This window comes from Thiomicrorhabdus marina, assembly GCF_017571465.1.
Lineage (GTDB): Bacteria > Pseudomonadota > Gammaproteobacteria > Thiomicrospirales > Thiomicrospiraceae > Thiomicrorhabdus > Thiomicrorhabdus marina.
Genome location: NZ_JAGETV010000027.1, coordinates 1 through 23,798, shown reverse-complemented (window position 1 = coordinate 23,798; position 23,798 = coordinate 1). Strand labels below are relative to the sequence as shown.

Annotated in this window: 23 protein-coding genes and 1 tRNA gene; 6 read left to right on the top strand and 18 right to left on the bottom strand. The window is 44.8% G+C overall.

Annotation, left to right across the window (positions count from 1 at the left end; translation table 11 throughout):
* The 11 genes from mltG to J3998_RS11165 all read right to left on the bottom strand — a co-directional run bounded on the left by mltG (nt 1) and on the right by J3998_RS11165 (nt 9,965).
* Nucleotides 1-1,023 (bottom strand): endolytic transglycosylase MltG, encoded by a 1,023-nt coding sequence (gene mltG, locus J3998_RS11215; protein WP_341829269.1) that lies wholly within the window; start codon nt 1,021-1,023, stop codon nt 1-3.
* On the bottom strand, nt 1,024-1,917 hold the full coding sequence (pabC, locus tag J3998_RS11210; protein ID WP_208150758.1) for an aminodeoxychorismate lyase: 894 nt from the start codon (nt 1,915-1,917) through the stop codon (nt 1,024-1,026). It abuts the gene before it with no gap.
* Nucleotides 1,918-1,928: 11 nt separating this feature from the next.
* The gene (locus J3998_RS11205) at nt 1,929-3,374 is read right to left on the bottom strand and encodes an aminodeoxychorismate synthase component I (protein ID WP_208150757.1); all 1,446 of its coding nucleotides are present in this window, start codon (nt 3,372-3,374) and stop codon (nt 1,929-1,931) included.
* Between the two features lie 60 nt (nt 3,375-3,434).
* On the bottom strand, nt 3,435-4,673 hold the full coding sequence (fabF, locus tag J3998_RS11200; protein ID WP_208150756.1) for a beta-ketoacyl-ACP synthase II: 1,239 nt from the start codon (nt 4,671-4,673) through the stop codon (nt 3,435-3,437).
* 249 nt (nt 4,674-4,922) lie between these two features.
* Nucleotides 4,923-5,156 carry an acyl carrier protein gene (gene acpP / locus J3998_RS11195; RefSeq protein ID WP_208150755.1) on the bottom strand — a complete coding sequence of 78 codons (234 nt, stop codon included), beginning with the start codon at nt 5,154-5,156 and terminating at the stop codon, nt 4,923-4,925.
* 148 nt (nt 5,157-5,304) lie between these two features.
* Entirely contained in the window at nt 5,305-6,045 is a 741-nt protein-coding gene (gene fabG / locus J3998_RS11190) for a 3-oxoacyl-ACP reductase FabG (RefSeq protein ID WP_208150754.1), read from the bottom strand.
* Nucleotides 6,046-6,099: 54 nt separating this feature from the next.
* A complete protein-coding gene (gene fabD, locus J3998_RS11185) occupies nt 6,100-7,023 on the bottom strand; it encodes an ACP S-malonyltransferase (RefSeq protein WP_208150753.1) in 924 nt (307 codons plus the stop codon).
* 85 nt (nt 7,024-7,108) lie between these two features.
* The gene (locus J3998_RS11180; RefSeq protein WP_243750727.1) at nt 7,109-8,086 is read right to left on the bottom strand and encodes a beta-ketoacyl-ACP synthase III; all 978 of its coding nucleotides are present in this window, start codon (nt 8,084-8,086) and stop codon (nt 7,109-7,111) included.
* A 122-nt stretch (nt 8,087-8,208) separates the two neighbouring features.
* Entirely contained in the window at nt 8,209-9,222 is a 1,014-nt protein-coding gene (plsX, locus tag J3998_RS11175; protein ID WP_208150752.1) for a phosphate acyltransferase PlsX, read from the bottom strand.
* 6 nt (nt 9,223-9,228) lie between these two features.
* Nucleotides 9,229-9,405: a 50S ribosomal protein L32 gene (rpmF, locus tag J3998_RS11170; protein WP_208150751.1), complete on the bottom strand. Its 177-nt coding sequence runs from the start codon at nt 9,403-9,405 to the stop codon at nt 9,229-9,231.
* Between the two features lie 20 nt (nt 9,406-9,425).
* A complete protein-coding gene (locus tag J3998_RS11165) occupies nt 9,426-9,965 on the bottom strand; it encodes a YceD family protein (protein WP_208150750.1) in 540 nt (179 codons plus the stop codon).
* A gap of 364 nt (nt 9,966-10,329) precedes the next feature.
* Between J3998_RS11165 and J3998_RS11160 the strand changes: the two genes are divergently transcribed.
* Nucleotides 10,330-10,959, top strand: a complete 630-nt coding sequence (locus J3998_RS11160) for a Maf family protein (RefSeq protein WP_208150749.1) — start codon at nt 10,330-10,332, stop codon at nt 10,957-10,959.
* Nucleotides 10,960-10,967: 8 nt separating this feature from the next.
* On the opposite strand, the gene J3998_RS11155 is transcribed toward J3998_RS11160, so the two are convergent.
* Together J3998_RS11155 and J3998_RS11150 are read right to left on the bottom strand one after the other, a co-directional pair.
* Complete coding sequence (locus J3998_RS11155; protein ID WP_208150748.1) at nt 10,968-11,624, bottom strand: HAD-IA family hydrolase; 657 nt, start codon at nt 11,622-11,624, stop codon at nt 10,968-10,970.
* 10 nt (nt 11,625-11,634) lie between these two features.
* A complete protein-coding gene (locus J3998_RS11150) occupies nt 11,635-12,591 on the bottom strand; it encodes an RluA family pseudouridine synthase (RefSeq protein WP_208150747.1) in 957 nt (318 codons plus the stop codon).
* Nucleotides 12,592-13,472: 881 nt separating this feature from the next.
* On the opposite strand from J3998_RS11150, the gene rne reads away from it, so the two are divergent.
* A complete protein-coding gene (gene rne, locus J3998_RS11145; protein ID WP_208150746.1) occupies nt 13,473-16,295 on the top strand; it encodes a ribonuclease E in 2,823 nt (940 codons plus the stop codon).
* A 113-nt stretch (nt 16,296-16,408) separates the two neighbouring features.
* On the opposite strand, the gene J3998_RS11140 is transcribed toward rne, so the two are convergent.
* Entirely contained in the window at nt 16,409-16,897 is a 489-nt protein-coding gene (locus J3998_RS11140; protein ID WP_208150745.1) for a low molecular weight protein-tyrosine-phosphatase, read from the bottom strand.
* A 57-nt stretch (nt 16,898-16,954) separates the two neighbouring features.
* On the opposite strand from J3998_RS11140, the gene J3998_RS11135 reads away from it, so the two are divergent.
* The 4 genes from J3998_RS11135 to J3998_RS11120 all read left to right on the top strand — a co-directional run bounded on the left by J3998_RS11135 (nt 16,955) and on the right by J3998_RS11120 (nt 20,673).
* Nucleotides 16,955-17,635, top strand: a complete 681-nt coding sequence (locus J3998_RS11135) for an RluA family pseudouridine synthase (protein WP_208150744.1) — start codon at nt 16,955-16,957, stop codon at nt 17,633-17,635.
* Between the two features lie 187 nt (nt 17,636-17,822).
* Nucleotides 17,823-19,154 (top strand): hypothetical protein, encoded by a 1,332-nt coding sequence (locus J3998_RS11130; RefSeq protein ID WP_208150743.1) that lies wholly within the window; start codon nt 17,823-17,825, stop codon nt 19,152-19,154.
* A 9-nt stretch (nt 19,155-19,163) separates the two neighbouring features.
* Nucleotides 19,164-20,378 (top strand): hypothetical protein, encoded by a 1,215-nt coding sequence (locus J3998_RS11125; protein WP_208150742.1) that lies wholly within the window; start codon nt 19,164-19,166, stop codon nt 20,376-20,378.
* 218 nt (nt 20,379-20,596) lie between these two features.
* Nucleotides 20,597-20,673: transfer RNA gene (locus tag J3998_RS11120), tRNA-Met, on the top strand.
* 52 nt (nt 20,674-20,725) lie between these two features.
* Here the strand turns inward: J3998_RS11120 and J3998_RS11115 are convergent.
* The 4 genes from J3998_RS11115 to J3998_RS11105 form a co-directional block, all read right to left on the bottom strand.
* Complete coding sequence (locus J3998_RS11115; protein ID WP_425086097.1) at nt 20,726-21,745, bottom strand: tyrosine-type recombinase/integrase; 1,020 nt, start codon at nt 21,743-21,745, stop codon at nt 20,726-20,728.
* Nucleotides 21,628-21,972 (bottom strand): helix-turn-helix domain-containing protein, encoded by a 345-nt coding sequence (locus J3998_RS13555; protein WP_425086096.1) that lies wholly within the window; start codon nt 21,970-21,972, stop codon nt 21,628-21,630. Before J3998_RS13555 ends, J3998_RS11115 begins: the two co-directional genes overlap by 118 nt.
* Nucleotides 21,973-21,978: 6 nt before the next feature.
* Nucleotides 21,979-23,226: a hypothetical protein gene (locus J3998_RS11110; RefSeq protein ID WP_208150740.1), complete on the bottom strand. Its 1,248-nt coding sequence runs from the start codon at nt 23,224-23,226 to the stop codon at nt 21,979-21,981.
* A 90-nt stretch (nt 23,227-23,316) separates the two neighbouring features.
* Nucleotides 23,317-23,798 (bottom strand): hypothetical protein (locus J3998_RS11105; RefSeq protein ID WP_208150739.1); only part of this gene is annotated, 482 nt, incomplete at its 5' end.

Below are 23,798 nucleotides of genomic sequence, written 5' to 3'. Positions count from 1 at the left end.
TTACTTGTTCAAGATATATTTACGAACGGCACGATTATGTGCCGCCAAATTGGTCGAGAATTCATGTTGTCCGCCGCCTTTAGCCACAAAGTACAGTGCCTTGGTCTCATTTGGTTGTAAACTGGCTTCGATCGCTTCCCGACTCGGATTGGCAATCGGTGTTGGCGGCAACCCGGCCATTTGATAAGTGTTGTATGCAGTTTTGCTATTTAGATCACGTTTCCGAATATTACCGTCATAGTCTTTACCGATGCCGTAAATCACGGTCGGGTCAGTTTGCAAACGCATGTTTTTACGCAAACGATTAACAAATACACCGGCAATCTCAGCCCGTTCCGGCGCATAACCAGTCTCTTTCTCGACAATCGACGCTAGAATCAAGGCTTGTTCCGCAGACGTTAACGGCAAATCTTTTTGACGACCTTGCCAAGCTTTTTCTAAAACTGAAAGCAAGGCCTTGTGCGCTCGAAGCAACACGGTTTTATCGCTATCTCCGGCATGATAATAATAGGTTTCCGGCAGGAACTGCCCTTCCAGATTCGCATACGGATATTTGTCGCTGATATTACCTTGCACGTCAAAAGCCTTCTGCAAGCCTTCAATATCGGTAATATCGAGTTCTTGCTTTAATTTTGGTAGCGTTTGCAACAGCGTTAAAGTCTGTTTAAAAGTATGTCCGGCAATAATGGTCGCTTCGTAACTGACTGTTTCACCGTTAATCAACGTATCAATCAGCTGATCGACAGTGAAACTCGGCTGAATTTCAAACTCACCGGCTTTCAGCAGATGATGCTTTTCCTGATAGCGCAGATACCAGACAAACAGTTGCGGTTTTGGCAAAAATCCTTGCGCATGCAGCAAACTCGCTATGCGCTTGGCATTCGCACCTTTCGGCACTTCAAACACAATCGATTCACTCTGCTTAGAAATCGGTTCGCTAATAAAACTCTGCCATGAAATCCAAGCGATTCCGGCCGCACCTAAAATAACGATTAACCATACGGTCAGAAAAAATTTGCGCACTTAATTATTCCCTGTAATCTCGGTTAAATCGATTGCCTTCGTCAGTTGATAAGCATTAAAACTTTCGGCAATCGCAGATACTTTTGCCTGATAGCGGCTATCGTACTGATGCTCGTCACCCTCTGCCAGCTGTAAACTAGCGATCGGCATAATACCGCGAATGGCATTACTTAAAAACAAGGCATCCACTTGCAATAGTTCTGACCAAGTAAAATCCTGCTCAATCCACTGGTAACCAAGTTCATTACTTAACTTTTGCAAGGCAAAACGAACCGTACCGTGAACACCACTGTCATGCATTTTCGGCGTCAACAATTTATCGCCTTGTAGCGCAAAAAGGTTCGCCTGACTGGAGCAGACGACACGCCCGAAAGCATTTTCCATTAAGCCATCTGCAAAAACCGTATTCGCCAACTCGCTTTTAGCAAGAACATTTTCTAAACGATTAAGATGTTTCAGTCCGGCAATCAACGGATTAACACTTAAAGGTGTCTGCAATTGCAAAAGGCGCAGCGGTTCCGGTAAATCTAAGGTCGCCGGTGAACTCATCCATTGAACAATAATTGTCGGCGTGCACTCTTCTGGCAGTTGATAACCGCGACCGCCTTGCCCACGGGTAATCATTAATTTTAAAACCAATAATTCCGATGGTTTCGAACCAAGTTGCGCAAGACTGTCTTTGACTTGCCTAAGTAGTACGTCTTCATTAACTAACGGCAGTTGTAATCGATGACAACCAGTTTGAATACGCCACAGGTGTGCTTCGGCATTCAGCCACTTACCATTGACGACCAGAGCCGTTGTAAAAAAACCGTCGCCATAACTTAGACCACGGTCAAAGACACAAATCTTTGTATTTTCCGCACCGTTAATCCAAACTCTTGGCAGCGACATTCCCTGCATCCTTATGCGTCTTGCAAACCAAAAGCGCGCAGCAGGCCACGTGCCTTGTGACGCGTTTCAACTAATTCAAATTGCGGATCGGAATCGGCAACAATCCCAGCACCGGCACGGAATTGAATTACTTGTTTACCCTCTTGCTGATTTTGAATCAAAGTACGAATCAAGATATTCAAATCAAGACTACCGTCCAAATTGATATACCCCAGCGAACCGGTATAGGCTTCACGCGGCATCTGCTCTAACTCGGCAACAATTTCCATACAGCGGATTTTCGGACAGCCGGTAATGGTGCCACCCGGAAACAGTGCATGCACAATATCCAGTGGCGAAAAACCGTCACGTAATTTACCGCGTACATTAGAGACAATGTGATGGACATGCTCGTAGCTTTCAATCACCATCAGTTCATTGACTTCAACCGTGCCCGGCTGACAGATTCTGCCTAAGTCGTTACGCTCCAGGTCAATCAACATAATGTGTTCGGCACGCTCTTTCGGGTGTGCAATCAATTCATCCATTAAAGCTTGGTCAGCAGCAGCATCCTCACTGCGACGACGAGTTCCTGCAATCGGACGCGTATCAACCCAGCTATAATCATATTTCACCAAGCGTTCCGGCGACGAACTGATAATCTGCCAAGGCTGTTGGTTCTGATCTTGCAAACAAGCCAAGGTAGCGAACGGCGCCGGATTGTTAATACGTAATGCTTGATAGACTTGCAGATAATCCTGTTGTTCGGCCAGATTTGCTTGCCACAAACGCGATAAATTCACCTGAAAAACATCGCCGGCCAGAATATATTCTTTAATCGCCTTAACGCCATCCAGATATTTCTGTGGATTCTCTTCATGCAGATCGGCAATCTCGACATGGCTAGAAATCTGCGCCGGCGCTTGTAATACCTCTTCAATCTCAGCCAGCATCTCCGGCAACAGATCTGCATGTTCGGTTTCCAGCAAAAGCCACAATTGCTGATTGAGGTGGTCAAGTACAACCCCCGCGTGACAGCGCGTTAAATTCGCTAACGGAAATTGTGATTCAGGAAGGTTTAAAACCGGCTCGATTGCCTGTGCATAGTCATAACTGAAATAGGCAAACCAACCGCCTTTAAACGGTAACTGCTGCGCTTGTTGAAGTAGCTGGTCAGAATCAGCAGTTGCAGAAAGGTCACCTAAACGGATTTGGATTTCCGTAGTTTGGGTTTCAGCAAAAGCCTGCTTGGCTCTTTCGATAAATATCTGCGGTGCTTGCTGAGGATTTAGCTGAATCGCCTCGCTTGGCTGCGCCATTAATATCGAGAAAGCACCGAGTTGCCCTTTAGCAACACTTTCTAACAGAAACGGATAACGCTGCGGGTTTAGCTTATGCAGCGCCGCCAGATCAATTTCTGCTGCGCCTGAGAAAAAAACAGGCTGTGCAATCACAGCCTGTGTCGATAGATTGGTCATAAAACTCTATAGTCATTGCGCAGGCATAAATTCCCGCATTCGACAAGTAACGGTTAAGGATTAGACTCTGCCAAGTACGATGGTTGCGTTGGTTCCGCCAAAACCGAAAGAGTTGGACAGCGCATACTCAAACTTAACATCGCGAGCTTCATTCGCCACGTAATCTAAATCGCACCCTTCTTGAGGGTTATCCAAGTTAATGGTTGGCGGTAACTTCTGTTCTTTTAGCGCCAGCGCGGTAAATACCGCTTCCATCGCTCCGGCAGCGCCCAAGGCATGACCGGTCATTGATTTGGTCGAGCTCATGCACAGATTATAAGCCGCATCGCCAAATACCGATTTCACTGCACTGGTTTCACATAAGTCACCAGCCGGTGTCGAAGTACCGTGTGCGTTGATATAACCGATTTGATCAATGTTAATACCTGAGTTCTGTAATGCCGCTTGCATACAACGCGCCGCACCGGCGCCTCCAGCGGCCGGCAAAGTCATGTGATAAGCGTCGCCGCTCATCCCAAAACCTAACACTTCCGCATAGATGGTCGCGCCACGGGCTTTGGCATGTTCATACTCTTCCAAAACCACTGCACCGGCGCCATCCGCCAGAACAAAACCGTCACGGTCTTTATCCCAAGGACGGCTGGCCGCTTTCGGATCATCATTGCGAGTCGACAGTGCACGTGCAGCGGCAAAACCGGCAAGACCTAATTCCGTGGTCGCGTATTCCGCACCACCGGCAACCATAACATCGGCATCACCATATTGAATCATACGCGCGGCATCACCAATCGAGTGGGTACCGGTTGCACAAGCAGTACCAATTGCCATATTCGGCCCTTTTAAGCCAAACATAATCGACAGATTACCGGAAATCATATTGATAATTGAACTCGGTACAAAGAAAGGGGAAACACGACGTGGACCAGATTTCAGATAAGTATTATGTTGGGTTTCAATCGAACCGATACCTCCAATACCGGAACCGATTGATACACCGATGCGCGTTGCGTTTTCTTCGGTCACTTCCAAACCGGAATCACGAATCGCCTGCGCACCGGCAGCAATACCATAATGAATAAATGGATCCATTTTTTTGGCATCTTTCGGATTGATGTAGTCAGCAGCGTTAAAACCTTTTAGCTCCCCACCAAAGCTGACCGAAAAGGGTTCGGTATCAAACTTGGTTAGGTAATCAATTCCACTTTTCCCTGCAAGCAGGTTATTCCAGTTTTCTTGTACATCCAGACCTACTGCAGATAATGCTCCTAGGCCAGTAATGACGACACGACGCTTTGTCAAAACGACATCCTCTTTGCTGTAATGATTTTTATAGTACCGAATTCGGTTCGGCAAATAGATTTGATGATTTTATTGGCTGTTACGCCCAATGTCTAGGGAAACTCGGAATAACTACTCGCCTGCTTGAACAAGTGCTTTTATCGAGCCGAAAAGAAGAGAATTTTTCACGCTTTACAACAAAACATTCGGGCATAAAAAAAGGCCGTATAAAAACGGCCTTCATACCTAATCGGTTCTCAAAAAGAGCGATTATAGGTTTGCTTCTACGTAAGCAACTGCTTGCGCTAGAGTAGAGATTTTTTCCGCTTCTTCGTCAGGGATTTCGCAGTCAAATTCTTCTTCTAGAGCCATTACTAGCTCAACAGTGTCAAGAGAGTCAGCACCTAGATCGTCAACGAAAGACGCATCAGCAGTTACTTGATCTTCTTCTACACCTAGTTGCTCAACAACAATTTTCTTTACGCGTTCTTGAATATCGCTCATTTGGAAATTCTCCAATTATGGTTTGTATAAAAATAAAGTGGGGGTATTTTCGCTTTATGTTTTCGGTTTTTCAAGCATTTTTGCACCTTTTGCCCTGCAAAGAACTTTATAACCGCAGAAATAAAAGGTTTTAAGCAAAAATAAATGATTAAACCATGTACATACCGCCATTAACATTTAGTGTTTGACCGGTAATATAAGCACCGCCTTCGCCTGCTAGGAAAGTTACCGACTTAGCAATATCTTCCGGCTGACCTAGGCATTGCAAAGGAATCTGCTTAGCTAGCGCTTCGCGCTGCTCTTCAGGGAGCGCTTTCGTCATATCGGTATCGATAAAACCTGGGGCAATGGTATTAACCGTGATGTTACGCGCACCAACTTCACGAGCCAGTGACTTGCTGAAACCGATAATACCGGCTTTCGCTGCCGCGTAGTTGGTCTGACCGGCGTTACCCATCACACCAACCACCGATGCGATATTGATAATGCGGCCGCCTTTCGCTTTCATCATCCCACGCAGGCACGCTTTCGACATACGGAACACTGAATTCAAGTTAGTCTGGATAATGTCATCCCATTCTTCGTCTTTCATACGCATCAGCAGGTTATCACGTGTAATACCGGCGTTATTCACCAAAATAGTCGGAGTTCCGAATTCTTTAGTGATTGCAGAAAGCACTTCGGTAATCATTTCCGGCTCCGTTACATTGAGACAAGCGCCACGGCCTTTTGCACCGGCTTCTTTTAGATAGTCGCTGATTGCTTGAGCACCGTTTTCGGAAGTCGCCGTTCCAATTACAATTGCACCTTGCGCCGCTAGGTCTAGAGCGATCGCCTTACCGATTCCTCGGCTTGCGCCAGTCACCAACGCAACCTGATTTGTTAACATCGTTTATACCCTTTTATGGTTCTTACGTATTATTTATCTTGGATAGCGACAATCTTATAGAGTCGCCATGGCTTTTTCTAGTGTTGCGTTATCAAAAACTGCCTGCATCCCCATTTTACGGTCAATACGACGGTTCAAGCCCATTAATACCTTACCTGGCCCTAGCTCATATAACATCTCAACACCGCTGGTCTTCATGCTTTCGACGGTTTTAACCCATTGCACTGGTTGATAAAGCTGCTTCACTAACAACGCTTTAATTTCTTCAGCATTATTTGCTTGTGCAAAATGAACATTATGTAAAACCGGAATGCTTGGCATTTGCATCTCCATCGCCGCCAATTTTTCCGCCAACTGATCCGCTGCCGGTTTCATTAGAGAACAGTGCGAAGGCACACTAACCGGCAGTGGAACAACACGTGAAGCACCAGCCTCGGTCGCAGCTTCTTGAGCAGCTTCAACCGCCGCTTTTTCACCGGCAATAACAACTTGGCCAGGAGAGTTGAAATTTACCGCTTCCACGACACCATCAACCGACTCACATACCTTAACAACCGCTTCATCATCCAGACCAAGTACCGCTGCCATAGCACCAGCACCGGCTGGAACCGCGCTTTGCATTAAACGACCACGCTCGGCAACTAACTCAATACCTTGTTCTAGAGTCATGGCACCGGCTGCCACTAATGCTGTGTATTCACCTAAGGAGTGACCCGCTACAAACGCTGGCGCTACATCTTTCTGTGCTTTTAACACTTCCAAAACCGCAATACCGGATGCCAACATTGCAGGCTGAGTGACATCAGTCTGATTCAACTTGCCGCTGTCATCATTTTGCACTAAATCCCATAAATCGTACCCCAACACATCAGAAGCGCGCTTAAACACTTCTGTGACTTGCGGGTGAGCCTCAGCCAATTCAGCCAACATCCCTTGAGACTGTGAACCTTGACCTGGGAAAACAAATGCATAACTCATTTTTAAACTTGTCCTCTACTCTTTTCAGGCATAACTCATACCTGAACATAAAAAAACGCCCGATTAGAAAGGCGTTTTAAAACAATTAATATTTAATTAGCGCCGAGCCCCAAGTGAAACCTCCGCCGAATGCTTCAAGTAACAGCGTTTCACCACGCTGGATTCGTCCATCACGCACTGCCTCGTTTAAAGCAAGCGGTACAGATGCGCTGGAAGTATTCGCGTGCTTATTCACAGTGACCACTGTTTGGTCATCTTTAAGCTTCAATTTCTTCGCTGTCGCTTTGATAATGCGCATATTGGCTTGATGAGGAACCAACCAATCTAAATCTTCTTTCTGCATATTATTAGCAGCTAGCGTTTCGGTCGCCACTTTAGACAGAGTATTAACCGCTACCTTAAAGACTTCATTCCCCTTCATCGACATGGTGCGCTCAGCAACTTGGTCAGTTTGCGGCAACTTAGACGGGCCGGAAGGTACATGCAACAACTCTTCAAATTCACCGTCTGCATGGATATGCGTCGATAGAATACCAGCTTCTTCGGAAGCTTCCAACAGTACAGCACCAGCACCATCACCGAACAACACACAGGTATTACGATCTTGCCAGTTAGTGATACGCGACAAGGTCTCTGCACCAATAACCAGAGCGCGTTTCGACATACCGGTCTTAACGAACTGGTCCGCTACCGACAACGCATAGACAAAACCGGAACAAACCGCTTGCACATCAAAGGCCGGACAACCGTGAATATCCAAGCGTTGCTGAATCAAACACGCAGTACTCGGAAAAATCTTATCCGGCGTGGTGGTCGCAACCACAATCAAATCGATACTACCGGCATCAATGCCAGCCATTTCAATCGCAGCACGCGCCGCGTTCTCTCCTAAATCGGCAGTCGTCTCGCCGTCAGCAGCGATATGGCGCTGTTCTATACCTGTACGTTCACGAATCCATTCATCACTGGTTTCAACCATACTTTCTAAATCGACATTCGTTAGTACTTTTTCTGGCAGGTAGCCACCGGTGCCGATAATACGGCTGTATATTTTTTGATTCATATATTCAACATCTTTGCGTTGATTACGGTACAGCTGTTTATGCTTACCGTCGTTGCATCGAAAGAGAGCGCCCGAAGGCGCTCACTAAAAAGAGGATTAAGATAGGTATTCAAACAGGCAGACTATATATCGCCTTGAATGAGTTTGGAGACTTCAGTAGAAATACGTTCAGGCACATTCTTACTGACTTCCAGACGCGCTTCTGCAATTGCTTGCACGAAGGCAAACTGGTCAGCACCACCATGGCTCTTAATCACAATTTTTCGTAATCCTAAAAGTGATGCACCATTATAGCGACGCGGATCGACCTTGTCTTTAAAAGACTTCAAAACCGGATAAGCAACCAAGCCAGCTATTTTCGTGAAGATATTGCGACCAAACGCTTCCTTTAAATAGAAAGCAATCATCTTCGCCACACCTTCCGACGATTTTAGTGCAATATTGCCATCAAATCCGTCACACACCACAACATCGGTATTACCTTTGTAGATGTCATCCCCTTCGATATAACCGACATAGTTAATCGAGGTTTCTTGAATCATCACATGCGCATCTTTAATACGCTGGTGGCCTTTAATCTCTTCTTCACCGATATTCAATAAACCGACTTTTGGCGATTCATTGTTATCCACCGCCATTGCTAACACCGAACCCATTACCGCAAACTGCGTCAGGTTTTCGCCGGTACACCCTACGTTTGCGCCCAAATCCAATACATGTACATGGCCTTGCATGGTTGGCATAGAGGTACAAATCGCTGGACGATCGATATCCGGCAAAGTCTTCAATACGAACTTAGCCACAGCCATTAGTGCTCCGGTGTTACCGGCACTAACACAAGCTTGCGCTTCATCATCTTTAACCAGATTCAGAGCTAAACGCATAGAAGACTGGCGTTTATTACGCAAGGCTTTAGACGGAAGATCATCCATCTCCACAACCTGGTCGGCGTGAACAACGTTTAAGCGTGATTGATCATATTGATAATTGGCAAGCGCCTGTTCGATTTCGGCTTGTTTACCAACTAGGGTGATGTGAACATCAGAGAATTTGTTAAGTGCATCGATAGAAGCTGGAACGGTGACCGACAGACCGTGGTCACCGCCCATTGCATCGATTGCTATTTTAATAGCCAAGACGAATTACGCCTTATCTTGAACGACTTTTTTACCTTTGTAGTAACCGTCAGCAGTCACGTGGTGACGACGGTGTACTTCACCAGTAGTAGGATCTTGAGTGATCGCAGTTGCACTGATAGCATCGTGAGAGCGACGCATACCGCGCTTAGAAGGTGTTTTACGATTTTGTTGAACAGCCATGATATTCTCCTAATAAATAATTACTTTTTCAGCCCTTGCAAAACCGCAAAAGGATTCGGTTTTGCCGACTGAGACTCTTCCGAGTCGCCGGTTGATTCTGAATGATCATCATAGGTATTTTCATAGTCAATCGAGCTATTTTGATCTACCGGTACCATTGGCACACAAAGCAGTAACTCTTCTTCGACCAACTCATATAATGAGAATTTCTCATCACTGAGCTCAAACACCTCAAGGTCATCAGGCAGGTCATCAACCAGTGCCATCGATTCGGTAAACACCCCTCTCACTTCGGTATTTACCGGTAAGCTAAAGGTATTCAGCGAACGCTGACACTGTAAATTCAATTCGGTTGTCAATTTCATTTCAAAGACAGGGAAGCGAATTACCTTGTCGTAATAAAATTTAATGTCAACCTGCACTTCTCGATCATCGCAGCCATTCTCTGCAAGCTGTTCGCACAGACGCTTTAAACGCGAAAGTTTGACTGATCCAACATAACGTTTATCATGTTTGACCGCATACAGTGGATCGATTAAATCGGGTAGCTTATTTAACATAGGCGCGCATCATACCCGCAAGCGGTTGTTAAGTCAAAAAATAACACGCAAAAAAACAGAGAAATTCACGCACATGAGAAAGGTGTTTATTTCCCGTATTAGATTGGCGTTTTACAAAGTGAAAATCGGGCTAAGCTTGACAAGCTTATTACAGGCCTTTCCAACTTAACCCTATTCGACTTTAAGCAATAAAAACAATAACCTATATTTTCAACAGCAAAACCATATCATCGCTAAACAGATGATAATTTCGCCGACGAAAAGTACTGTATCGCAAAGCGGATTACGCAGATTACAAAACGGTACAAAACCGTCTTAACTTACAAAAAACTTAGCTTTTTTAAACACAATACAGAGAAAAACCATGCAAGATACCCACGGGTTATCCACAAGTCACCCACAACTTCTCCCGCTCGTTTTGGCTTCCACTTCAATTTACCGCCAACAGATGCTGGAAAAGTTACAGATTCCATTTACCACCTGCAAACCGGAAGTAGATGAAACGCCGCTTGAAAACGAAAATGTTAAAGAAATGGTACAACGCCTTTCCCTATTAAAAGCGCAAGCTGCCTGTAAACAATTTCCGGCACACCTTATTATAGGTTCCGATCAAAGCGCGGTTTTAGATGGCAAACCACTTGGCAAACCGCACACCTTCGAAAAAGCCAAAGCGCAATTACAGAGTTTCAGTGGCAAAACCATCACTTTCTATACAGGGCTGGCAGTCGTTAACTCCAAAACCGGCGCAAGCTTCGAAAAAATGGACATTACCAAAGTGGTGTTTCGTGAATTGAGTGACGAGGTTATTGAAAATTACTTAACAATCGAACAACCACTTAATTGTGCCGGCAGCTTTAAATCGGAAGGTTTGGGCGTGACTTTATTTGAACGAATCGAATCGCGTGACCCTAACGCGCTAATCGGCCTTCCACTCATGGCATTGACCGATATTTTCTATGCAATCGGCATCGCTCTGCCGTTAAAAGTAGAATAAAAAATAAATTAGATGTTTTGCATCAGCCAAGCATTAAGCTGTTGCAAATCATCCAATTGCGCAACCGGGTTATATTCCGCAAGCTGGTGCATCTGATGCACGCCATGACTCAGGGCAATACGATCCATACCAATGTTTTGCGCCATCTCCATATCAAAAGTGGTATCACCAATCATCACCGCATTTTCAACCGAAACTTGCAGTTCATCCAAAATCTGCTGCAACATTAACGGATCCGGTTTGGACGCTGATTCGACCGGCGTACGCGTCATATCGAAGTAAACCCCAAAACCACACTCTTCAAGAACTTGATTCAGACCCTTACGGCTTTTACCGGTTGCAATTGCCAATTTTAACCCCTGCTGTTTCAGATTCAGCAATAAGGCTTCGGCACCATCAAACGGCACCATATGCACATCACTGTCTTCCAAGAAAGACTTGGTATAAGCTTCCGACATACGCACGACTTGAGCTTCATCTAAATCAGGATACAGACCTAAAATTGCCTTTTCCAGACTCAAACCGATAATCTGCTTATTCACCTCGTCCGGCAATACTTGCAGACCACATTCGCGTGCTGCCATCTTAATTGCATCGACAATACGCCCTTCGGAATTCATGATAGTACCATCCCAATCAAAGATAGCCAGTTGATATTTTTTCACTGTGTGCAACCTATAAACTTTGTTCTTCTATTAAGCGTCTGAAGTCAGCCCATAATGGCGCTTCAAAGCGCATATACTCTTCAGTATTTGGGTGAGTAAACCCTAAAATATGGGCATGTAAAGCCAAACGCTTCATACCCAATTTACGGAATCGCTTGTTCAACTCGCGGTCGCCGTAACGATCATCCCCCACCAACGGACAACCGTTCGCTAAAGCGTGAACACGAATTTGATGGGTACGCCCTGTTTTCAAACGCACTGCCATTAAATCGCAGCCGTTCAAATGCTGCTTGAGCTCAAAATAACTCAACGCCGACTTGCCGTCTTGCGCAACTTTGACATGCCAGCCACCGTCTTTTAGATGCTCTTTTTTCAAAGGCAGATCGACTTTGTTGACATTTTTCGGCCACTGTCCGCTGACAATCGCCAAATAGCGTTTTTCAAATTGGTCATCGCGCATCTGCTGATGCAACGCTTTTAAAACTGAAGCTTTCTTCGCCACCAACAGGCAGCCGGAGGTATCGCGGTCAATGCGGTGCACCAACTCCAAGCGACGCGCTTTTGGACGTAAGGCACGCAACACTTCAATCAAGCCATAGCGAAGACCGCCCCCACCATGCACCGCCACACCGGATGGCTTATTGACGACGATTAAATCGTTATCTTCGTACATGATAGCCTGTTCGATTTGACGTAGCTCATCCGCAGGAATTTCGGAATTCTCGACCTTTTCGGCTTGTTCTACCCGCAATGGCGGCACACGAACGACATCCCCTGTCTGCAAACGCGTACTGACTTTAGAACGCCCCTTATTAACCCGCACTTCGCCTTTGCGAATAATTCGGTAAATCAAAGCCTTAGGTGCTTTTCTAAAATGACGCATCAAGAAGTTATCGAGCCGCTGCCCACTATCTTCCTCACCAACATCCAAAAATTGTACTTTGCTGTATGGCTGCTGTTCCGCCATTTCAACTCCCGATAATCACTATTTGAAAACGCCACTATTGTAGCGATTCTGGTAAATTCTGCGCGCCTTTATAGCGAAAATTTAACTTGCCAAAATAGAAGTTATTCGCAATTCATCGACAAGTTATACACAGGTTTTTACACAATTTAAAAGATAGTGATTGCCAAGCCTAATGAGGGGTGATATATTTGCCGAGCTTAAAATTACATAAGCATAACCACTAAGGTTAATTAGAGTTTAGAAACCGCTAAAAAGCCCGTTAAAACGGTGCTTATAAGCCTTGCTAAACTCACGTGATGAAACCCATTTTTAACGCTTTTGTATTTAATACAACTGCTTTTTAAAACTGGAACACAACACAACGGACAGACGACATTCTGCTTTTTAGTATGCAAAGTTGTCGGGCGCAGCGACCGTTAGCCCTAATACCGAATATTTAGCATTTCATCGCTAAATTGATTCAGCCGACTCTTGAGTCTCCTGAACCGGTGCCGCTAACTTCCCCTAAGACGTGACGACAACCATACGAGCAGCGCGCGAAAACCGTTAAAAATCAAAGCATTGCTTTGACGGCTAGAGCACAGGCACGATAAACAAAAACGAAAAAGATGACCTCTGCTCGATACAAATTGTTACTGAAACGACGAAATTAGACAGTATTTCCGGACCCGATTGACCGGATACCCAAGATAACGCTTAGCCCTTTCACCGGGCGGTTCTTCTGAAGCAAGCTATTTTTTTATGCTTCGAACTAAGAGCGCATCACCAACATTTCAGGTAACAAATCCGCCTAGACACTCTTTTGCAGCCAAAACTCGTAAGCATTTCTAATCAGCACCCTGCCTTGGTTGTGTTCTCTTAGCCAATCAAAAGAGATAACAATGAAAAGAATGCTCATAAATGCGACCCAAAAGGAAGAGGTTCGCATTGCCTTAGTTGACGGTCAAACGCTATATGACCTCGACGTCGAAACCCCACTACATCAAAAGAAAAAAGCCAATATCTATAAAGGTAAGGTCACTCGTATCGAGCCGTCACTGGAAGCGGCTTTCGTTGATTACGGTGCCGAACGTCACGGTTTCTTACCTTTTAAAGAAATTGCCAGCGAATACTTTCCGAAAGAAAAACCGGAATCGGGTCGCTTCACCATCAAAGATGTTCTGAAAGAAGGACAAGAGATCATTGTTCAAGTTCAGAAGGAAGAACGCGGTAACAAAGGTGCGGCACTAACAACGCAAATCACTCTAGCGGGCCCTTACGTGGTGATGATGCCTAACAACGCCAAAGCTGGCGGTATCTCACGTCGCATTGAAGGCGATGACCGTAGCTCAATTCGCGACACCCTTCGCGACTTAGACACGCCGGAAGGCATGGGTCTAATTATCCGTACCGCCGGTGTTGGCAAAAACACCGAAGAGCTACAATGGGGCGTTAACTATCTAGTTCAACTATGGGAAGCGATTACCAAAGCCGCTGAAGACAAGCCGGCACCGTTCTTGATTCACCAAGAATCCGATATCGTCATCCTAGCGATTCGTGACTACCTACGCCAAGACATTGGTGAAATCATTATCGACGACATGGAAACTTACCATAAAGCCCGTGATTTCATTCAACACGTTATGCCGCAGCAGGTTTATAAAGTTAAGCCTTACCAAGACACGATTCCCCTATTCACTCGCTTCCAGATTGAATCGCAAATCGAATCAGCCTACCAACGTGAAGTGACGCTACCTTCCGGTGGTGCGATTGTTATTGATATTACTGAAGCCCTAACCGCAATCGACATTAACTCAAGCCGCGCAACCAAAGGCGGCGATATTGAAGAAACGGCGTTCAATACTAACTTAGAAGCGGCGTGTGAAATCGCGCGTCAACTTCGCCTACGCGATCTTGGTGGCCTGGTGGTTATCGACTTTATCGATATGCACTCGAACCGCCACCAACGTGAAGTGGAAAACAAAATTCGTGAAGCCGTGAAAACGGATCGAGCACGCGTCCAGATTGGTAAAATCTCGCGCTTTGGTCTTTTGGAAATGTCGCGTCAGCGTCTCCGCCCTTCGATTGATGAATCAACCCAAATCGTTTGTCCACGTTGTAGCGGTGTCGGAGTTATCCGCGGCGTTTCTTCTCTTGGTCTTTCTATCCTGCGTTTGCTTGAAGAAGAGAGCATGAAAGAAAACACCCGCCGTGTCACCGTACAGTTACCGGTTGATGTGGCGACTTTCCTATTGAATGAAAAACGTCAGCAAATCACTAAGATTGAAGACCGCCATAGTATGCACGTACTGATTGTGCCAAACGAGCACCTACAGACACCGCAATACATTATGGAACGTACTCGCTTGAATGATGAAATTGATCATCATGCTAGCTACGAAAACAAAATCGAAGTGATTCCGGAAAGTGAACTGCACAACGTTAATGAAACACCACAGGTCAAAGAAGAGCCTGCGGTTAAAAACATTACTCCAACTGCACCACCGGCACCAAGTACTCCGGCACCAAACGCCACAGCTCAGACAGAAGATACACCAGCTAAACCTGGACTATTCTCACGTGTATGGAAGGCATTATTCGGTAAAGCAGAAGAGCCGGAAGAAACCAAACCGAAAAACAAACAAAGCAATAATCGCCGTCGCAATAACCGTGATGGAGATGATCGCCGTGGAAACCGTCGTCGTAACAATAACCGTCGTCGTAATAACCGCGACAACAATCGAAGTGACGAGAGCCCTAAAGAGCAAAACGACACCATTCAGGCAGAGACTAAATCTGGAGGCAATCTAGAAGAAGGTAACAAGCGTCGCCGCAACCGTCGTAACCGTCGCCGTAAACCGGAAGAGGTAACTGACAATCAAAATGCCGCACAAAATGAAACATTGCAGCAGGATGAGCAAGTACCGGAGAATGCTGCACTAGAAGCAACTGATGAACAAGCCGATAACGACAATCAAAAAGATGGTGGAAGAAAACCTCGTCAACGCCGTCGTAGCCGTTACAACAGCCGTAGCCATGTCAATTCCCGTCGCCGTGCACCGCGTGATGCGGAAAACCGTTCAATCCACTCGCCTGCACCACATCTAGTGAATGCGGAAGGTGAGATTGATCCGAGCAAGGTTGAAGCAGAAGAGAAAAAAACCGCAGCCAAACAAGCTGCCGTCGCTGAAAGTGAAGCTGCGGCAGCAGCTGCCACAGCCCTAGCTGAAGAAGTAGCAGCATCGAATGAAAATGCTATTGAAGCGAATGCATCAGAGCAAACCACTGAAGTAGAAGTTTCAGTAAACGTTGCCGAAACGGTTGAAGTAGAGTCAACTGAATCGACTGAAGACAAGCAAGCAGAACTGGCTCTTAAGCCGGTTAGCGAAGAAGTTGCAGAAGTCGTGGCTGAGCCAGTCAAAGAAACGGCTGGCGAAGCAAATGATGAAGCGCCTGAACAACAAATGGAAATGTCTGCTGAAGTTATTGAACCTGTCGTTGAATCTGAAAATTCAGTTGAAGCAGAAATTACAGGCTCTACCGAAGTAGTTGAACAAGAAACAGATCCAGAAATTACTGAAGTCGTCGCAGAAGTTGAACCGCCAGCAACAACGGAATCAACCGAAGAGACCGCTTCTGAAAATACGGAAGAACCGGTTGCAGAGCCTGAAAACGAATCTTCTGAAAAGATCGAACCGGAAGTGAAAGAAGTATCCAAGACTTAATTCGCTACCGACGTCCGCCGATTATTGGCAGGCGTCAAAATAACGGTTAAAACAAAAACGCCCGAGTAACTTTTTAGTTCTCGGGCGTTTTTGTTTACACTTTTTGTCAAAAACTAAGCGTTTAAATGCTTAGCCTTAATATGCTCCAAAAGGCCGTTGGACGCAGAATCAACCATATCGAACACATAATCAAAACCGTCCGGGCCGCCGTAGTATGGATCCGGGACTTCGGTTTCCGAGAAATCGTCACTAAACGACAAAAACATATGTAGCTTTTCGCGATGCTCAGGCAGAGCCATTTCATACAGATTGCTGTAATTGGAATTATCCATCGCCAAAACATAGTCATATTGATAGAAATCTCCGAAATCAACCTGTCGAGCACGCAAGTCTCGCATTTGAATCCCACGCCCTTCCGCTACTTGGGTAGCACGCTTATCCGGCGGATTACCAACATGCCACGCTCCGGTGCCGGCAGAATCAATTTCAATCAGCTTTTCTAATCCTTGATCCTTAACCATTTTACGAAATACCGCATGTGCCGTTGGCGAGCGGCAAATATTGCCAAGGCAGACGAATAATACAGAGACCTTTTTTGCCATCTTTTGTCTTCTCATCATTTAAAATAAGCGCCTTAGTTTACAAGGCTATGGTGAAAAATGCATCCGTATCTACGCCCCCTACCCGCGATTTTAAAACCGTTTGAATATGACCCAAGCTGGGTTTTATATGCTGATGATGAAATTATTGTCGCCAATAAACCAAGTGGTCTATTGTCGGTTCCAGGTCGCGGTGATGATAAACAGGAGTGTTTGCTTAGCCATCTGCAAACAAACTATGCCGATGCGCTGATTGTGCATCGTTTGGATATGGATACTTCCGGCTTAATGGTTTTGGTTCGCAATAAAGAAGCGCATCGTAATCTAAGTCGCCAATTTCAAGAACGGCACACACACAAACGTTATCATGCTCTGTGCACAGGGATAATCAGCCAACCGCAAGGCATGATAAGTTTGCCGATGCGTTGCGATTGGGAACGCCGACCATTGCAAATGGTCGATTTCATCCATGGTAAATTCGCCAAGACTGAATGGCGCCTTCTACAACAACACCCAAATCACTTTAGCGTCGAGCTGACACCAATTACCGGCCGCTCCCACCAACTTCGCTTGCACATGCAGATGCTCGGGCACCCGATTCTCGGCGATAACCTTTATGCAGACCAATTTGCCTTGCAACAAGCCAAAAGACTGTGTTTGCATGCTCAATATCTGGCCTTTTCCCATCCGGCCACAGAGCAATGGCTGGAGTTTTCTTGTCCAGCACCCTTTTCGCTATAAATCTGTTTTACTAACTGCCACATTTACAAGGTGCTGGCACGCTAAATGCTTTGCTACAGAAAACCATGCAACAAATCTTGACACAAAACAGCTAAGCGCCTTTTAGATAGCGAGTATGGTGGTGTGCATTCGGTAAACTGCATAAGATTAACCTTACCATTAGGCGCTCGATTACGGGAAAAATGCCATGTCTACGATTGATAAAGAAAAAGATGATCTAGCCACTCAACAGATGGTGGAGATGATGCAAGACACTGACGAAAATTCGACGGAGCAAAGCAACGACTTTGATGTCGATGCCTTGCTGAATGAAATTGATGACATCGAGAGTGTTGCCGAACCAGAATCCGTACAGCTGATTGACACCGATGAAGAAAAAATCGATAGCCATACCCTAGAAGACATTCCAACCAGCGATGATGAACTCAATGATGCCATGCAAGATATGGCCGCCGCACTGGATAGCTCATCGGAAGAACAAGCTTTAGCTGATAACGAGCAGTTATTAAATGATATTCCTGCCGATCAATTAACCGATGACTTTGTCGACGAGTTGGTAATGAATGATTCCGAACCAAGTGAAATGCCTGTCGAAGTCGATATCACAGAGTTAAACGATGACGAACCGGCAGAATCGGATTTAGACATTGTTGATGACTTACAATCGGTTGATGAACTACTGATTGATGAAACACCTGAGGAAGAAGATCCTACCGAAATAGAAGAAGTCTCAGTCACCGACTCCATTTCCGAACAGCTAACAGAGGCAGATGAGCCTGCTATCGACCTTGATTCCGAGCCAGAGATAAATATTGATTTTGATCCAGAGCTTGCTCAAAAAATGCTGTCTGCCAGCCAAGAAAACGCCGACAATTTAGAAATTGAAGAAGCAAGCACTCAAGAAATCAAACCAACAGAACTCGATTCGGATGACATTAACGATGAATCTATGGCTGAGAGCTCCGACGTCAAAGAGAGCGGTGATCTAGACATGCTGGATGAACTGGATGATTTAGTAGATTCCGCTACCCAAAGAGAAGTGACTAACACTGTAACAGCCACAGAAGCTCAACCAGAGCAAAGCATACCTGAAGAGGAGCTGGATACTGATCCTAATATGACACCGGAAAAACGTCAGCTATTGCAACTGGTCGACGAAACTAACCAATCAGTGGATACCATGAGCACTTCAATTGAGCTAGAAGAGCAAAGTCATGAAATTATTGAACAGTTAAGCACGACTGCTAAGATGACGACAAAAGTCGCCCTGTCAACCGCAGAAAAAGCGCAACACGCCACCGAAAACGCACAACAAGCAATTGAAAAAACCTTTGCCGCCATAGAACGTGCTCGCCAAATTACTCAACAGGCGAAATATCAAATTGATATGCAAACTCTAAAAAGTTACGACGACAAGCAATTGGATGCCGTTTTAAGCCAGCTGCAACAGCGCAATCTAGAGCTGCAGCAAACCAATAACGAGCTAGCCGAGCGCGTCGCTAAACTCTATCAATCTTAGGATAAAACCATGAGAGATAATGAACAGGTAGATGATCTTCTCGATGTAGTCGAAGGATTAGGCGTTGCCGAAGAAGAGCTCGAACAGAATCTTGCCAATAATCGTCAAAAGCAAAACGATTTACAAGACGCCAGTGCCGAAGCTAAAGTGGACTCTTCTCTACTAGCACTGGAAGCAGCAAAAGCTGCACAAGATGCAGCAACACAAAGCCAAGAAGCCGCTCACGCCAGTTTAAAGCTGTCAGAGAAAATGCGCGAACACACCGATGAGCTCAGTAATGCGAATTTTAACTGGCGACAATCGGTTCGCAATGCCGGTACACAACTTAGCGACAGCAAAAAAATGTTTGTCAGCATAATGATCATCACTTTGATTCTTGCTTTAGCGGCTATCGGTCTGATAGGGGCGATTTATTACAATCTAAATAATAAACAAGAACAGTTAAAAGGCGAGATTCTTGATATTATCCAAACAGAAAACGCGCTGTTTAAACGCGACCTTAGCGTTAAGATTGATGATTTGGCCGCGCAAATCGAAGCCAGTCGCTTCTATGTTGAAAAATTAGCGGCAGGAAAGCCTGAATTTACTGACCATACTGATACCGCTCAAAGTAATCAATCCGCTCTTCCAACTAGCGCGGAAGAAAATAGCGAAGCGCATTCTGGCACGGCTGATGGCGCTATTCATGCTAACGAAGAAATTAAAACGGCCGAGGTAGCAGAACCGTCAACTCATTCTATTCCGTCTAGTAACGTGGCAGACACGATTACCACACAACAATTAGAACAAGTAATACATAACCAGTTACAACCTGTATTTGCCAATTTAAACGAACAAGTTCAAGTACTGAGTAAACAGCAGGAACTACTATCGACAGCAATCGCACAGCTAAATAAAAATGCCGCCAAACCATCTCAGAGCACTGCAAATAATATTAGCCAACTGAACTCTAAACAGAGTCAACAGTTAGCCGATATTCGTTGGCTAGTTTCAAAACACGACAAACATTTAAAAACCATTAGCGAACAGTTGGAGAAAATAAAATCAACGCCAGTCGCCTCTGCAACAGATGGTAAATCACAACAAAGGCTTGAACAGCAATTCAGCCAGATGCAAACACAACAAAAACTTATCGAAGAACAACTGACAAAATTACAAGAAAATATCGAATTGATTATGAAAAGAATTAATGAAGATAAACCTTACAGTTACAAAGCTAAGTAAACCCTTCCCGTAACCATGAAAAAGGCGCTCAATACGGGCGCTTTTTTACTTTAAGCCAGCAGTAATCGCCCTTTCAAACATGGCCATATAAGAAATTTCTAAAAAATATAAAAATTCTTTAATATTAGGGTTGCAATGACTTAAGAAGTCCCTATAATACGCCCCATCGAACAGCAACGGTGCTTACCAAGAGCGACCAGTTCGATACTACAAATTGACGCGGGGTGGAGCAGCTTGGTAGCTCGTCGGGCTCATAACCCGAAGGTCGTTGGTTCAAATCCAGCCCCCGCTACCAAATTCCAAAGCCTTGACTGGCGCGGCCTAGAGCCAAATCAGTCAGGGCTTTTTTATTGTCCAAATTTCGCCAGTGTAGGGAAATTTGTAGAGAATTGATTTTGGGTGCTATTTACATACTTATGTAAGTGCTGGTGACTAAAGTGAGCATATCGCTTCACCATCTTATAGTCAGACCAGCCGCCTAACTCTTGCAGAACCTCCAAAGGTGTTCCTCGATTCACATGCCATGTCGCCCAAGTGTGACGCAAATCATGCCATCGAAAATCTTCTAAGCCAATTTCTTTGCAAGTCTCTTTGAACATTTTGGTATTGGCTCTTCGAACAGGATTTCCTTTAAAAGTGAATACACGTTCTAAATGCTTACCAAATTGCCGTTTAAGTACTTCCACTGCCTTTTCAGACAGTGGAACAACAAATGCCTGTTCACTCTTTAAAATATCGTCACCTTCGATATAGATAACTCGCTCGCTTAAATTAATCTGATCCCAACGCAACAAAGTGACATTGGATTCACGCAAACCGGTTTCTAAAGAGAAGATAACCATATCTGCCGTATGAGCAGGTAAGGCTTGAATGAGTCGATAGGCTTCGTTTTCAGTCAGCCATCGAACTCGCTTTTTCGGTTCTTTTAAGAGTTTGACGAAAGGAGGATCACATTTCACCTCCCATTCTTTGTGTGCTTTGTTTAATACCGCTCTAAGTTTCTGAAGCAGTCGATTGATCGTGGCATTACTGACGCCCTCTTTCAGTCTTTGCTGAATGATGCCATCAATGTGCATACGTCGGATTTCATCGACATACATATGACCAAAATAAGGATCAAGATATTTGAAGATGCTGATTTCGTTAGTCTGATCCTTATTCTGTTTTTCACGCATGAAACGAATCACCGCTTCTTTCCATAACATACGAGGCTTTTCACCTAAGTGATAAACTCGCCATAAATCATGTTTCAGCTTTGCTTCGAATTCTTGCGCTTGTTTCCGGTCTTCAGTCCCAGTAGAGCGCTGTATTCTCGTTCCATCTGGTGCAATGAATTCAACCCACCAGATAGTGTTTCGTTTGTAGATTGACATAATGATTCCTCATTGTTGTCAACAACTTGCACAACACTCTCAGGCGTAGAATATTGATTTCTCAGAAATTGTGCAAGGTCTTGTTCGATAAATACCCACTTTCTGCCAAGCTTTGCCGCAGGGATTTTTCCTGCTTGAGCATGTCTTCTAACCGTTTCAGGATTACAGCCTAAATAGTTAGCCGCTTGGGAGAGAGTGAGCAATTTGACTTGCTCACCCATGGCTATTTACTCCTTCAATTCCGTGTTATAACGAAGCGTTTTTTCTTTCGCCTTCATCTTCAGATAGTCTTCCATCGTCTGATCTTTGGAGAGGTGATAGCGTTCCGCTTCATGTAAAAACTCACCAAGTGCTTCACCCAGATCAGAGATGCCCTCTCTCGCCATAAAAGAACTAATCGCCGCTAACCCATTAACAAAAAGATATTGATCATTAGGTAGCCGTCTTTTTACGACAGGTTTTACCGCTTGGCAGTTAACATTTGTACAAGCTTGTGCAATCTCGTGCCATGCTTCAGTAACAGGCCAACGAGATTCGTTACTGTCATCAGTGGGCGTAACGAGCTGAAGCCAATTCGTTGATGCGTATTTCCAAACAGCAGGACTGAGTTTAGTGATTTTGTCAGGATGCTTTAAACCAACATTAGCTAAAAACTCACGACGCATCTGAAACTCGACACGCCATACATCCGTAACACCTGACCATCCGGAAGCTTCCCAAAGTGGAAGGAGATAGTCTTTTTTGGATTTCTGGATTTCGAGAGACTTGTTATAGAGTCTGCCCATAATCAAACCCTTACCAATTCGCCAACCAGACGGTCGTTTGTTTTGATGGAAACGGTCAATCTGCTTTGCTCGGGTTTTCCACTGATTAATCTCAATCGCTTCGACATTGAATTTTGAATAGCACTCAAAGTCCATGCAGAGATCAAGACGACTAACCGATGGATGACCTTTAACCGTTCCAAGTCGGTCAATTATTTGATCTAGATGTTTAAGGATTTCATCCAATTCCATAAAGGTCAGTAGTTCACTACTGATCTGAACATAGGCAAGAGGAACGGATGAGGATTTACCACTGGAAACTTGGATATTGAACCAGTTGTCTTTGAGAACAAATGAGAACTTACCCGCCCCTTTCGGCATAACCTGAAACTTATGCTCAAAGAAATGCAAATAGGCTTCTGAAGCAATCTCAGGATCGGTATGTTGCGCCATGTTCTTCAGGAAGGTTAATAGTTCTTCTATCTGGGGTGTTATGTTGCCCCGATACGATAAGTACAAACTATCGACAGCACAGCGTAGTGGTTTAATGTTTTGGTTATTTATGTATTTTGCAGGTGCTGTGTTACTAAGTGCCGCACCTGAATGGTTGCACGTTCGCGAGGTGGCTTGCGGGCGCGCAGAGCCTGCGCGCTCCTGCAAGCCCACACTCTCACGCGCTTCAACTTCAGGTTTCGTATTTGAGTTTGACATAATTTGTTCTCCATAATTATTCGAAAGTTAACGATTGCTCGTTGGAGACAAATTTATGATTTGAAGGATTGGATTAAGACCCCCTCAATTTTATTGATTGTGGGGGTTCAAACGGTGTTTACGATCATCATGGTATTTCTTAACCAGTTGACGGAACTTATCTTCATTTGCAGTCGCCCTTTTGGGGAAATAAAACCCTGCATCATCAAGCATGTTTAATAATTCTTTTGCTGTGCATTTTCCTTTAACCATTCTCCCATCTTGAATATAGCCTTCTTTTTCAAGCAGGCTCAGTGCGTAGTAAACTCGTGGAAATTTTTTATCTGTTTTGAATTTGACATGACTAAGAGCTCTGCCCAAATGATCAAAGAACAAAGTATTTCCGTCAAATTGTTGCTTAGCTATTTCCTTATGCACTTTCTCATGAAAAATTAAGCATTTATCGGCCTTAACTAAGTTGTAAATGTCTTGATGGCCTAAGGAAACGCGTAACAAGTCCAGCTTGCCTGTCTGTTTGACCTCAAACTCCAGTTTTTGCTGAATTCCAGTTATTATTCTGCCATTTACCACCT

Bases quoted from the DNA above. Each gene is read 5' to 3' on its own strand.
- pabC (WP_208150758.1), bottom strand. From the start codon at position 1,917: ATGTCGCTGCCAAGAGTTTGGATTAACGGTGCGGAAAATACAAAGATT.
- J3998_RS11205 (WP_208150757.1), bottom strand. From the start codon at position 3,374: ATGACCAATCTATCGACACAGGCTGTGATTGCACAGCCTGTTTTTTTC.
- acpP (WP_208150755.1), bottom strand. From the start codon at position 5,156: ATGAGCGATATTCAAGAACGCGTAAAGAAAATTGTTGTTGAGCAACTA.
- fabG (WP_208150754.1), bottom strand. From the start codon at position 6,045: ATGTTAACAAATCAGGTTGCGTTGGTGACTGGCGCAAGCCGAGGAATC.
- fabD (WP_208150753.1), bottom strand. From the start codon at position 7,023: ATGAGTTATGCATTTGTTTTCCCAGGTCAAGGTTCACAGTCTCAAGGG.
- J3998_RS11180 (WP_243750727.1), bottom strand. From the start codon at position 8,086: ATGAATCAAAAAATATACAGCCGTATTATCGGCACCGGTGGCTACCTG.
- rpmF (WP_208150751.1), bottom strand. From the start codon at position 9,405: ATGGCTGTTCAACAAAATCGTAAAACACCTTCTAAGCGCGGTATGCGT.
- J3998_RS11165 (WP_208150750.1), bottom strand. From the start codon at position 9,965: ATGTTAAATAAGCTACCCGATTTAATCGATCCACTGTATGCGGTCAAA.
- J3998_RS11160 (WP_208150749.1), top strand. From the start codon at position 10,330: ATGCAAGATACCCACGGGTTATCCACAAGTCACCCACAACTTCTCCCG.
- J3998_RS11150 (WP_208150747.1), bottom strand. From the start codon at position 12,591: ATGGCGGAACAGCAGCCATACAGCAAAGTACAATTTTTGGATGTTGGT.
- rne (WP_208150746.1), top strand. From the start codon at position 13,473: ATGAAAAGAATGCTCATAAATGCGACCCAAAAGGAAGAGGTTCGCATT.
- J3998_RS11140 (WP_208150745.1), bottom strand. From the start codon at position 16,897: ATGGCAAAAAAGGTCTCTGTATTATTCGTCTGCCTTGGCAATATTTGC.
- J3998_RS11135 (WP_208150744.1), top strand. From the start codon at position 16,955: ATGCATCCGTATCTACGCCCCCTACCCGCGATTTTAAAACCGTTTGAA.
- J3998_RS11130 (WP_208150743.1), top strand. From the start codon at position 17,823: ATGTCTACGATTGATAAAGAAAAAGATGATCTAGCCACTCAACAGATG.
- J3998_RS11125 (WP_208150742.1), top strand. From the start codon at position 19,164: ATGAGAGATAATGAACAGGTAGATGATCTTCTCGATGTAGTCGAAGGA.
- J3998_RS13555 (WP_425086096.1), bottom strand. From the start codon at position 21,972: ATGGGTGAGCAAGTCAAATTGCTCACTCTCTCCCAAGCGGCTAACTAT.
- J3998_RS11110 (WP_208150740.1), bottom strand. From the start codon at position 23,226: ATGTCAAACTCAAATACGAAACCTGAAGTTGAAGCGCGTGAGAGTGTG.